The following is a 13,350-nucleotide window of genomic DNA, read 5'->3' as shown; positions in this document are numbered from 1 at the left end:
GCGCGTGCGCTGCGCTTAGTGTTGACTTTGTGGGCCAGTGGAAATCGCCTGTCGATCGGCGTTTGGGCGTTTTGATTGTAAAACCAAGATCCCCCAAGCAATTTTTTGGGCTTTAACTAATTAAAAAATCGGAACGCGAAATTAAGCCCTAGATTGGTGCGGAATCCACACGCCACGGGATTGGTGCGAATCAGCAAAAGCCCGTAGCTGAAGGCCCGGAACCTCTGTAGGAGTCGCCGAATAAAGTGACGTACTGACACCAATGCTCGCGCAGTAGGGTGTAAGCTCAGAATCGGAAATATATCCACAACTTCCGAACATCGGTTCGATAATCTAAAATCTAAAATCTAAAATCTAAAATCCTCATGTTGCAGAGAATACAAAGCAGAAACCGCTGGAAATCCATCTTCAAACCCTGGGAAGAATCAGATCCTTGGCTGTTTATCGCCTGCATAGGCCTCACCATCTTCGGCGGAATCATGATCCGCAGCGTCGAAATGAACCAGGCATCGATCGACTGGTGGCGACACTGGGTAACTGGCGCAGTCGGTTTGTTCCTAGCCATCATCATTTCCCGCTGCCGCTACGAGATACTCCTTCAGTGGAAATGGCCGATTTACACAGTTATCAATTTGTCACTAATCGCAGTTCGATTTATCGGTACTACAGGGCTCGGTGCCCAGCGGTGGATCAATATCGGCGGCTTTTACCTGCAACCGTCAGAATTTGCCAAAGTAGGGATGATTATCACTTTAGCAGCTCTCCTGCACGACAAAACTGTCCCCACAGTCAGGGATATGTTGAAGATGCTGGCGATTATGGCCCTACCCTGGGGATTGATCTTTGCTGAACCAAATTTAGGTACTTCTCTGGTGTTTGGCGCGATCACAATGGGGATGTTTTACTGGGGTAATGTCAATCCCGGCTGGCTAATATTGCTGTTTTCTCCTCTAATCTCGGTTCTCCTAAACAACTTGTCTACACCGATTTGGGTTGCTTGGGTAGTCGTTGCGGGGATTATCGCTTGGCGAAGCCTACCTTGGCCTTGGTTGGGGACTTTTGCTGCTGTGGTGGTGAACGTGGTTTCGGGACACGTCGGACATATTTTTTGGGGTGTGCTTCAGGATTATCAAAAAATGCGCCTGACAGGCTTTTTAAACCCCGAGAAAGACCCTTTAGGCAGCGGATATCACTTGATTCAATCTCGGATTGCGATCGGGGCTGGGGAGCTCAAAGGCAGGGGTTTGTTTCACGGAACCCAAACTCAGCTTAACTTTATTCCCGAACAGCATACGGACTTTATCTTTTCAGCGATCGGCGAAGAATTGGGCTTTATTGGCTGTATTTGCGTTCTGGTGACGTTCTGGATAATTTGTTTCCGGTTGGTGATTATTGCTCAGACTGCTAACGACAATTTTGGTTCATTGCTGGCGATCGGCGTACTGTCAATGTTAATTTTTCAGGTATTCGTAAATATTGGGATGAACATCGGCTTAGCCCCGGTGACAGGAATTCCGCTACCTTTCCTGAGTTACGGGAATGCGTCGCTGCTGAGTAACTTTCTCGCACTGGGACTGGTGGAGTCGGTAGCCAACCAGCGACAGCGCAAGAAGCGTTGGAATTAGATATAGCATTTCAAGCGAAAGATGAGGTGCTGTCGGGCGGAGCGAAGCGGAGGGATGGGGCATAGGGCATAGGGGATTGGGCATTGGGGCATGGGGCATGGGGCATAGGGCATGGGGGTTTGGCAAACAATAGGGCATACCTCACAACGCGATCGAACTGCTATAGAACCCATTTGATATCTATTGCATAAATCTCAGAAACCGGGTTGATCTCTATATTTCTCGTCACCCAACCAAAAACTCCAAGAATACCCGGTTTCTCGCCCCTTGCGTAAATCTCAGAAACCAGTTTCTCTCTATATTTTTCGTCACCCAACCCAAAAACTCAAAGATGTCAAATGGGTTCTATAGGTGGTAAAATCGAATAAACCGCGAAGGCGTTATCAGCGTCTTCGCGGTTTATTTGTTCCTATGCTACCAGATTTGATATTACTCGTTCATATTCTTGTAAGTTGCAACCGCAGAAGGCGAACTCCGGTTTAAATAGCGGAATATCCAATACTTAAATACTGTATCCAAGATAACTGGAAACGTCGCGATGAACAGAAATATAAACTGCCTATTTTCTGGTAGTCCCAAATGCCTCGATAAACCTTCGAGAATTATTTCCCAACCGTGCGGCGAGTGAAATCCGACAAACACATCCGTAAACAAAATAATTATGAAAGCCTTAGCACTGTCGCTAAGTCCGTAAATCACATCGTCCATGAAAGATTTTAAAATCTCAATCTCTCTCTTGTTAACAAGGAGAATCCAGACAAAAACAAAGCAAGAAATTAAATCGGCAAAAATATTTTTAATGGCTCCACCGCTTTCACCACGGTATTCCTCCGCTAGCTCAACTGCTTTTGCGGTAATCTTCTTCTCCGTTTCCTCTTCCGAAAGCGACGGAGCAATGCCAATTAACTTTTCAAATTTGAGCTGCCTCTCAAATTGCTCTAGTTTTTCAAATGCTTCTTCTTCCAGCTCATAATTTATGAATATGCGAGATTCTTCCGGGACTCTAAAATGGTCAACTATCGGCCCTACTATAAAGTTTTTAGAAATTTGATTCGCCAACAGCGGAACTAAAATCAGCAGCAAAATAAATCTGAGAGAAATGACTGTTTTTACTTGGGAATTGCGAAAATTCTTAACTACGTCTTTTTCTGCTTCTGGGTTAAGTTCTTTAGTGATTCGATTCAAGGTTCCCAGAAGCGATCTGGGTAATAAATTAACCTCTTCAGAGTTAGTATTAACTTCGTCCGCCTGAGTTTGAAGTGAATTAGCTGAACCTGGGTTTCCGTTAGGTTGAGATGTGCTATTTGTAGATTTTAATTGTAGGTTTTCCGAGCTGAAAACCGGAACGATCGCAGTTGATTTACCCTGATTAATATATTTGTCGATGACCCCATCAATAAATGCGAGCTTCTCAAAGACAAGGGACGCTCCATCTCGATCGTCCAAACCTAATCGGTGCTGACGGCGCTCTGTGCTATTATCTGCCGCCTGCGGTTTGGCCCCCACCCGATCGGGCAATTCCAAAAAATAACGGCTAGCATTAAACTCAACCATCCTGGTGTGGATCACCTTGAGGTATTTTTGCAGTTCGGATTTAAAGTAAGACAGGGTGCTTTGTCCGTAATCGCCCGATCGCTCCGAAATCCGTTGGCCCCCAAAATGCTCATCTTCGATCGCCTTAATTGCTAAAGCAGCATCATAAGCTTGTTCTAGAGCTCTTTCAGGTGTATCTCTATACCACTGGTTAGCGCTGTAGAGATATTTGACAAACCTATTCCACGCAGAAGTATTCATAACTAAAAGCTGGTTCGTTCGCAGCAGACATTAGTGACTAAATTATTCATGGTATGGTAACAGATTTACAAAAATTGGGAACGTCGGCAGAAAATTCAATTTGGATTGTCGGAGCCGCCAAAACCGGCAAAACCGCTCGTTTAGTCGAGCAGTTCTGTATTTGGAGCGAAACCGTTAAGTCTTTGCCCGCAACAGTTTCAAGCCGGGGGCATTCCGGGCGGTGGCGGGCGGGACAAACAGCCCCAGCAATTTTAGTATTAGCAGCTAACGGCGACAATCGGCTGGAACTAGCCGATCGCATCGCCGTAGCCACCCAAGGAAAATATGCCTTTCACTCCACAACACCCTTCGGTTTTTTTGAGCAAGAAGTATTGCTATTTTGGCCGCTGCTAGTTGAGTCACTGCAGTTGAAGGCTCAATTTCCGCTGAGGCTGCAACCGGAAACAGAATTGGAACTTGCCGCCCGACTCTGGCGTCGCGAATTAGACGAAGGCATTTTGCAACAAACAGGAGTCAGTCCAAACCGAATGGTGCGTCGAACTCTAGACTTATTACAACTTGCTGCTGTCAGCGGCACCCCCAGAGAAGAAATTAAGAGCATTTTGGAACAGGGATTTGTCGGCTTTGGCGACTCGCACAGCCTGTGGGCTAGCATGGGAGAATTGCTCGAAAGGTGGTGGGAATGGTGCTTGACGCGGGGGCTGCTGACTTACGGGATTGTTTGCGAACTCTACTGGCGTTACTTGTTGCCAAATGTTACTTACCAGCAGCAGTTGACCTCTAGATACCAAGCTACGATCGCAGATGATGTTGACGATTATCCAGCCATCAGCCGCCATTTGTTCGATCGAATGCTCGATCGAGGCGTGGCGGGAGCCTTCTCCTACAATCCAGATGGAGGAGTGCGTTTGGGTTTGGGGGCGGACACCGAAGACCTCGCCCAACTCGAAAGCAGGTGTCGCATCGTCGAAAAATTGGACGCAAAAGCGGGTTTATCCCCAGAAATTGGCGAATTGGCGGTAAGTTTAGCAGTAAATTCTGAGGGTTTTTATCCTTTAGGCTTGAGTTTGCCCGGATCGGTTCGATCGCTCGAAACAATTTCTCGGGCCCAACTGCTGCGAGAAACCGCCGAAATCATCGTGGATGCAGTGAAATCAGCAGCCGTAGAGCCGCAAGAAATCGCCGTAATTGCTCCGGGGATGGATGCGATCGCCCGTTACAGTTTAACGGAAATTCTAGCCAGACACGGCATCGCCGCCGAATCTCTCAACGATCAGCGTCCCCTCTCGACTACCCCAGAAATTCGAGCTTTGCTGACTTTGTTAGCCTTAGTTTATCCGAGACTAGGCCGTTTAGTCGATCGAGACGCAGTAGCCGAAATGCTAGTAATTTTAGGCAGCCAGAAACATCGGGAAGTAGCGGAAACAGAAGATTCCCAGCCCAATTTCCATCTAAAATCTCAAACTTTTTCTGAGCGAAGTCGAAGAATTCCGAATCAAAAATCGATCGACCAAGTGAGAGCAGGTTTAATCGCCGATAGCTGTTTTTGTCCCGATGTCGATCGACCTCAATTGCTACCAATTACAGCCTTTCCCCGGTGGGACAGAGTGGGACAACGAGCCTGTGCCGCCTACGAGCAAATTGTCGAGTGGATCGAACAGCAGCGATCGCAACAACAAGAGCGGCTGTTGCCGAGTCCCATAGCCCTGCTCGATCGAGCCATCCAGAAATTTCTGATCAACGACAGATACCTAGCCTACGATCGGCTATCAGCCCTGCGAGAGTTAATGGAAACCGCCGCCCACTACTGGGAAATACACGGACGAATGCAGCGCCAAGAACCAACAAACAGCAGCGAATCAGAAACCATCGCCTGGTTCATCCAGTTATTGCGCCAAGGAACCGTCACCGCCAACCCCTATCCCGTCCGCGCCCAAGGAACCCAAACCCAAGCCGTCACCCTGGCCAACATCTTCCAGTACCGCAGCAGCCGCCGCGCCCACAAATGGCACTTTTGGCTGGATGCCGGCTCGTCCCTGTGGCTGAGTGGCGGTGCGGCGACATTGTTTGGTGCACCCTTATTTGTGCGATCGCAACTGGGGCGTCCCTGGGAAACCGAAGACGAAACCACCGCCGACCAACAGCGGCTGCGGCGAATTCTGCTAGATTTGTTAAGTCGCTGTTCTGTACTTTACCTTTGTCACAGCGAACTAGCCGTCAACGGACAAGAGCAAACTGGGCCACTTCTGCCCCTCATTCAGAGTTCTGTTTCTTGTCAGCAGTCCGGCTAAAACTAAGAGATTTGGCAGGCATCAAGAAAATTATGAATGCAAAGATTTTCATTTTTTCCACCCTTGGATAGCTCATCGAGGCTGACTTAAATTCAGACTTTTAGGGTCGAGCAAAATCCGGCGATATTAGAGTGTACCCAAAACCCACATCAAAACTTGCAAACATTACTATTTCTAGCGCAAAAAATGCCAGAGTTCAAAAAAATCAATAGCCCTGGCAATTTTGATTTATTATGCTAGAAATGAGCGAGATTATTAATCAATAATAAGCCAGATTTGAGGCAACAAACTGAGATTGATCAGTTCTTAAAGTTAATCGGAACCGTCGTTTAAAGGAGCCAAAATAATGCCCAGTGCAGTACCGCGTATCATAATTGAGCCAACTCCAACTCCAGAGCCAGCACCAACGCCAACTCCAGAGCCAACTCCGACACCCGCACCGACACCGACACCCGCACCGACACCGACACCCGCACCGACTCCCCCTCCCTCCGGCGACGACACATTTGGTGGCATAGACGACACCTTGGGCGGAGGCGGTACCGCACCCTCAACGATCGGAGGCGTGATCCGGGGCACAGAAGCCAACGACTCCCTAGGAGGCAGTCCCGGCCCAGACGTGATTTCCGGGCTGCAAGGCAACGATACCGTCCTAGGCTTGGACGGCGACGATTTAGTATTTGGCAACGAGGATGACGACGTGCTGTTCGGCGGGCCCGGCAACGACGTACTCGACGGCGGTTCAGGACTCGATACCATCTACGGAGGTAAAGGCAACGACTCCCTTGATGGGGGAAATAACCCCGACCTGCTGTACGGCAATGACGGCAACGACACAGTAATCGGAGGCGAAGGCAAAGACACCGCTTACGGCGGCAAAGGCGGCGACAGCTTGCGCGGGGGCTCTGGCGACGATAGCTTTTTGGGCGACAAAGGCGACGACATCGTGTGGGGCGACCAAGGTAACGACTCGCTCTTCGGCGGCGACGGCGAAGACTTGCTATTTGGCAACGAAGGAGGCGACTGGCTCTACGGAGATGCCGGCGCGGACACAATTTTTGCTGGCGACGGTGACGACATCGTGTTTGGAGGTGCTGGAGACGACATCATCGACGGCGGCGCTGGCAACGACGTGCTGTGGGGCGAAGCAGGCAAAGACATCGTGGCCGGAGGCGAAGGCAGAGATGTCTTTGTCATTGGTGGCTTCAGTTCCCCCAGCGGCAGCAGCAACGGCACTAACCCGGCATTTGTGACCACAGGCGGCCCGGATATCGCCGATGCGGACATTTTCACAGACTTTCGCCAAGGCGAAGATTCGATCGGACTCAGCGGCGACCTCAAGTTTGAAGATTTGGTAATCTTCCAAAGCACCGACAGCAAAGCCGGCAGCACAATTATTCGCAACGGAGTCAGCGGCGACTTTTTAGCAGTATTGCCCGGAGTTGACAGCAGAACCCTAGGACGCAACTCCTTTGTAATTGCCCCCACAGTTCCCGGTAGCGCCACCCCACTACCCCTACCCACCCCCAGTCCTTCTCCGACACCGACTCCGACAGCAAGTCCGACACCGACTCCGACAGACAGTCCGACACCAACACCGACATCAAGTCCGACACCGACACCGAGTCCGACACCGATGTTCCCGACGCCGACAGCAAGTCCGACACCGATGTTTCCGACACCGACAGCAAGTCCGACACCGACGCCGACAGCAAGTCCGACACCGAGTCCGACACCAAATCCTACACCCTTCCCGAATCAGGCTCCCAGAGCAGTTAACGACAACTTCACCACGGTTTCGGGTCAAGAACTCAGTCTTAACGTTCTATTCAACGACACCGATCCTGACAAGAACCCCCTGAGTGTCAGCACTTTTACTCCAACAACCAAAGGAACCCTGACTCCCTCTGGTGGGGGCGTATTCAAGTACACGCCGAATCCAGGCTTTTCGGGTAGTGACAGCTTCAGTTACTCGATCTCAGATGGCAGGGGCGGCACCAGTCAGGCGGTAGTAACCATCAACGTCAGCAACCCGCCGCAGTTAGTAGTTAACGGCGGTGTGGTGGTTGCCAAAGCTGCTCCTACCCAGACAATCACCGCTGCGGATTTGTTGGTAACAGATCCCGACAACCCGCCGTCGGAAATCGTTTACACGATTACCAAAGCCCCGGATGCTACTAGAGGTTTTGTCCAAAGGGGCACCACGTTTCTCAACGTCGGTGGCAAATTCAGCCAAGACGATATCAACAACAACATTGTCAAATACAACTTGCTGGCGGCTGGCAGTAGCGACAGTTTCACGTTTACAGCTTCCGACGGGTCTGCAACGATCGGGCCTGCATCCTTCAGCATTACGGTGGTAGATAATATTGTCGATCGCACCGCACTCCCAGCAAGTACCTTTACAGGCAGCAACCTCAGCGACTACATCATCGGCGGGGCGGGCAACGATACCCTCTCTGGAGGCGACGGCAACGACATCATCGACGGCAGGGGCGGCGACGACCTCCAATTCGGTGAAGGAGGTAACGACTCACTGCTAGGTTCGATCGGCAACGACATCCTCGACGGCGGACTCGGCAACGACACCATCGACGGCGAAGACGGCATCGACTCCCTCATCGGCGGACAGGGCAACGACCTGATGTTCGGCGGCAATGATAACGACATCATCTTGGGCGGCGACAACGGCGACACCATTGATGGCGGAACAGGCAATGACTCAATATTGGGAGAAGCCGGCGAGGACTCGATACTTGGAGGCACCGGCATGGACACCTTATTGGGTGGTTTAGGTGACGACACCATTGACGGCGGTGCAGGCGACGATATCCTCGACGGCAGCCTCGGCAGAGACTTGCTCGACGGCGGTATCAATAACGATTTCATCTCCGGCGGCGACAGCGAAGACACGATTTTGGGCGGAGAAGGCAGCGACACCGCACTCGGAGGTATCGGCAACGACTACATTTTGGGAGAGGGCGGCAGCGACTCCCTGTTCGGCGAAGCGGGCGACGACACTGTAGACGGCGGTGCCGGCAGCGACTGTCTCAGTGGCGCATTTGGCAACGATTTGGTGTTGGGCGGCGATGACAACGACACCCTAGAAGGCGGTGCCGGCAATGACATTTTGGGCGGCGGGAACGGTTCTGACTTGCTCACAGGCGGCGCTGGCGATGATTTCTTCTACTACGAAGTTCCGAGTGAAGGTGTGGATATTATTGCTGACTTCAATGTTGGCGGCACAGGCACCGACAGATTCTTGTTCAGGTCGTCAAATTTTGCCGGTCTAACCAACTCTGGAACTACTAACGATTTCACCAGTTTTATCGTCAGGAATATCGGCAGCGGCGGCGACAATATCAGCAATCAAGAAGTCATTTTGTTTGAATCTAAATTTGACAACGCTCAAGCTGTCAACGCAGTGTTGAAAAATCAAAACGGTTCGAGCAAAACAGGAGCTTTCTTCGTGTACTTGAACAATACTTTTGACAAGTACGTTCTCGGGTTTGACCCAAATGTGGCAGATGACAGTCTCCCAGCTTTCGATTTGGCAGTGTTGAATACTATTCCTACAGTGCCGGGAGCTCTGAGCACAGTTATTACTGCCTCTGACTTTAAGTTTATTTAGTAGTTTTTGAGTAGCGTCGCAAGGAGTCGAAACAATGCCGAGTGCAGTACCAGCAATTATTGTCGAAACGATGACGGAACCTACGCCGTCGCCCTCGCCGTCACCGGGGACAACTCCTTCGATGACGGGGACAACTCCGACGATGATGGGGACAACTCCGACGATGACGGGGACAACTCCGACGATGATGGGGACAACTCCTTCGATGACGGGGACAACTCCTTCGATGACGGGGACAACTCCGACGATGATGGGGACGGGCCCGGGGATTTCGGTCACGCCGGTGCCGCGGCCAGTTCCGACTGCACCCACGCCTCCCCCAGAACCAGTTTTGGTCGATGGCTTAGTTGTGGGAAATGAGGGGAATAACTATTTAGTCGGCAGTTTGTTCAATGACACGATTTCCGGGGGTATCGGTGACGACACGATTCTGAGTCGCGACGGGGCCGATATCGTCAGGGGCGATGATGGTGACGATTCTCTCAACGGTGGTGCCGGTCAAGATATTGTTGAAGGCGGCAGCGGCAATGACACGGCGCGGGGCGGCAAAGACGATGACTTGGTTTCGGGCGACGTTGGTAATGATGTAGCTTTTGGCGACCAGGGCAATGATATTGTTTTGGGTGCTGAAGGTAACGACACGCTGTACGGCGGTAAAGGCAATGATTGTCTGCGCGGCGGTGCCGAGGATGACCTGATTTTTGGCGACAAGGGCAGTGACACTATTTTTGGCGACACTGGTAATGACTGTCTGATCGGCGCTAGGGGTAACGATATTTTGTTGGGCGGCGACGGGGGCGATGTCATCAGCGGTGGTGTGGGTAATGATACTGGTGATGGCGGTGAGGGTGATGACTTGATCTTCGGGGGGGATGACAATGATTCTCTATCTGGAGGTGGTGGGGATGATATTCTTTCTGGCGATCGCGGGTCTGATACTCTGACTGGAGGCGATGGATCGGATATTTTTGTTCTCGCTAGGGTGGGCACTTCGCCTAGTGGCAACGGGTTTCTCACGACAGGCGGCCGCGACATCGGGGATGCTGATTTAATTAGAGATTTTAAGCCGGAAGATTCGATCGGTCTGGCTGGAGGTCTCAACTTTACACAGTTAGAAATCTTCCAGGGTCAAGGCTCGAATTCTAGCAACACGATTATTCGGGACAGGCAAACTGGGGAATTTTTGGCGGTGTTGGTGGATGTGCGATCGAACTCGCTAGATGAATCTCGGTTCACTACGGCTCAAATACCCCGCGTAGAGGACAATCCCTTCACAATTGTGGGGACAAGTCCTTCTCCAACTCCTTCGGGGACAAGTCCTTCTCCAACTCCGACGGGGACAAGTCCTTCTCCAACTCCTTCGGGGACAACGCCTTCTCCAACTCCTTCGGGGACAACGCCTTCTCCAACTCCGGCACCGACTCCGGCGGGGACAAAGCCTTCTCCGACTCCGACTCCAACTCCGGCACCAACTCCGACTCCGACTCCGACTCCGGCACCGACTCCAACTCCGGCACCGACTCCGACTCCGACTCCAACTCCGGCACCGACTCCGACTCCCGAACCGACTCCGACACCAGGGACAAGTCCGAGTCCGACTCCATCACCATCACCGGGGACAACTCCAAGTCCAACTCCTTCGCCGGGGACATTGCCGACACAGGTTCCGAGTCCGACTCCGACTCCGACTGCGGGCGGGACAATTCCGAGTCCGAGTCCTTCCATCGTCCCGACTCCGACTGCTGCTACTCCAACTCCTCCACCTTTCGGCGGGGGGCCGGTGCCGCCTAGTTTCACATCTCCGACTCCTAATGAGCCGCCGATCGTGGAAACTGGTAAGACGCTGACTGGTTTGCAAAATTTGCCTTTGTCTCTGAGCATTTCTGCGCCCAGTGACCCGGAGGGCCAAGCGCTGGCGGTCAACGTAGCTGGACTTCCCAATCCGACTTTCGGTCAAGTAGTTATCGGTACGAGTCCGCTGGCTATCAACCAAAAATTGACGGTTCAGGAATTGCTGGGCTTGCAGTTCCAACCTAAAGCTGATGCGATCGGGCAAGCGGGCTCTTTCAGCTACAGCGTAGCTGACGACCAAGGCGGCACGGCTGCAGCCTCTGTCGCAATTAATATCAATTCTTTCGATACCTCGGTAACTGTTCCAACTACTCTGTCGCCGATTGTTGGCGATGACGGCATCGTATTTACGAGTACGAATAATTTGCTGCCCACTTTCATCGATGTGCTCGCCAACGATTCGAGCCCGCAAAAAGGGCCGCTGAGCATTATCAATGTCGGTACGCCAACACAGGGCATAGCTGTCAATCTGGGCGATCGGGTGCAGTTCATCCCCGGTAACGTAGCGGGTACCACTACTTTCACCTACAGCGTCAGCGACGGATTCGGGACACTTCCGGGCGTAGGTACTGTCACCGTTGGCATCTTGCCGGCTGATACGGGCCCCAACAAATTGATTGGAGGCTCATTGCCGGACAATTTGAACGGTTTGCTTGGCAGCGATACTGTTGACGGGCAAGGCGGCAACGATACGATTAATGGCGGTTTGGATAATGACGTGTTGATCGGAGGCCAGGGGGCAGATACCATGAGCGGAGGTGGCGGCAGCAATCAATTCCGGTATACTAGCCCTGCTGAGGGTGGGCCGGTGTTTGATGCGGCTTCTTCGGCGGCGATCGATGCTGCGATCGCCACGGGCGGATACGATGTGATTACCGATTTTAGCGGTCTCGGCGTGCCGATCGAGGATCAGTTTAATTTTGCCCCCGGATTCCCGAATCTGAGCAATGGCAGTCAAGTTCTGCTGAACGTGCAGACAACTGTTTCTGCAAATATTTTGGGAGGAACCGCTTTCTTGTTTGCCTACGATTCCGGCGGCAATACTTACATCATTTATGACGGCAATGGTAATAACGTCACCGGCAACGATTCTCAGATTTTGGCGAAGTTAAATGGTGTAACTGGAGTTGCTTCTCTTTCGGGATTTGACTTCACTTTTATCTAGAAAGGTAAGAGGTTTTAAACAGCCGATAAACGCAGATAAACGCCGATTTTGTTGGCAGTTAATCGGCGTTTATTTGCATTCATCTGCTGTAAAAACGTAAATCTCATCATCTTCAGGAAAAATCCCAACAAAGGGCAAAGCATCACACCGAACTTTGAGAAAAATAAGAGGTTTGAAACCGCAGATAAACGCAGATGTAACCCAGCTTCGGTATCCTCTACTGTCACGGTTTTTTCGGAATTTTGAGAACAAATCAAGTTACTTTTTAGACAACGTACAAGGAAATCATTGTGGCGATCGCCAGTCAAAAATACTCACTCATCCCAAAATTCGTGGTGTGACACGCTCGCGGGTGCCGAAGGTGGGTTTCAACTACAAGCCCCACAGGCAGGACAGATAAAGCTTCTAGTATCTTTATCACTCCGACAAGGGATTGCTAATACGTTTCTACCGAAAATGCGATCGACAGATCCTACTTGTCGATCGTACCATGAGTTAAGAATACCTGAATCAGAGAGTTTGATGTATGGGTAACGCTCGCTACACTTGCCACAAATTCACATTCCCCACTCGGTTCCGCAATCATCATTGCCACTCTTACAATCACAACGGAAGCACTGGCTATCTAGAGGCTCAAAGCGATCGCTTTTCTTATAACAGGTTGGACAAGTTAACAATGGCTTAAATCGTTCTTCTGTTCGAGCCTAGAAGTTATTCAGATTCTCTAATTAAAGTAGTTCTCCTTTAGCTTTCTGCCCATGAGATGTAGCTTTATTAATTAGTTGTGAGAGACGATTATCAAAATCCACCTGTTCTTCTGCTTTAGGTGAACAAAGTAATTTATAATGTCCTCCTTCCTTACAATACTTCGGACAGTTTTGGAAGAGGGACGCGAGGCTCGCCTCGCTACAAAAGTTATTGGAATCTGAATCAAAAATCAAAAAAAAGGCAATTTTTAGGTTAAGCTCAAAAAACACACGAACTTAAAAAACT

The 13,350-nt window shown here is 50.8% G+C and carries 6 protein-coding genes; 4 read left to right on the top strand and 2 right to left on the bottom strand.

Annotation, left to right across the window (positions count from 1 at the left end; genetic code table 11):
• Positions 1-365 precede the first annotated feature (365 nt).
• Positions 366-1,625 carry a rod shape-determining protein RodA gene (gene rodA, locus QT998_RS08285; RefSeq protein ID WP_333113749.1) on the top strand — a complete coding sequence of 420 codons (1,260 nt, stop codon included), beginning with the start codon at positions 366-368 and terminating at the stop codon, positions 1,623-1,625.
• Positions 1,626-2,054: 429 nt separating this feature from the next.
• Here the strand turns inward: rodA and QT998_RS08280 are convergent, their stop codons facing one another.
• The gene (locus QT998_RS08280) at positions 2,055-3,419 is read right to left on the bottom strand and encodes a proton extrusion protein PcxA (RefSeq protein WP_333090212.1); all 1,365 of its coding nucleotides are present in this window, start codon (positions 3,417-3,419) and stop codon (positions 2,055-2,057) included.
• Between the two features lie 53 nt (positions 3,420-3,472).
• Between QT998_RS08280 and QT998_RS08275 the strand changes: the two genes are divergently transcribed.
• The 3 genes from QT998_RS08275 (at position 3,473) to QT998_RS08265 (ending at position 12,357) form a co-directional block, all read left to right on the top strand.
• A complete protein-coding gene (locus QT998_RS08275) occupies positions 3,473-5,710 on the top strand; it encodes a recombinase family protein (protein WP_333113747.1) in 2,238 nt (745 codons plus the stop codon).
• A 346-nt stretch (positions 5,711-6,056) separates the two neighbouring features.
• On the top strand, positions 6,057-9,341 hold the full coding sequence (locus tag QT998_RS08270) for an Ig-like domain-containing protein (protein WP_333090216.1): 3,285 nt from the start codon (positions 6,057-6,059) through the stop codon (positions 9,339-9,341).
• Positions 9,342-9,375: 34 nt separating this feature from the next.
• The gene (locus tag QT998_RS08265) at positions 9,376-12,357 is read left to right on the top strand and encodes an Ig-like domain-containing protein (RefSeq protein WP_333113746.1); all 2,982 of its coding nucleotides are present in this window, start codon (positions 9,376-9,378) and stop codon (positions 12,355-12,357) included.
• Between the two features lie 14 nt (positions 12,358-12,371).
• Here the strand turns inward: QT998_RS08265 and QT998_RS08260 are convergent, their stop codons facing one another.
• Entirely contained in the window at positions 12,372-12,665 is a 294-nt protein-coding gene (locus tag QT998_RS08260; RefSeq protein ID WP_333090219.1) for a hypothetical protein, read from the bottom strand.
• Positions 12,666-13,350 lie beyond the last annotated feature (685 nt).

Origin of the sequence: Microcoleus sp. S1D4, from assembly GCF_036700765.1 — a bacterium.
GTDB lineage: Bacteria > Cyanobacteriota > Cyanobacteriia > Cyanobacteriales > Microcoleaceae > Microcoleus.
Note: the sequence above shows the minus strand (reverse complement) of the source record. Positions and strands in the feature narration are given on the sequence as shown.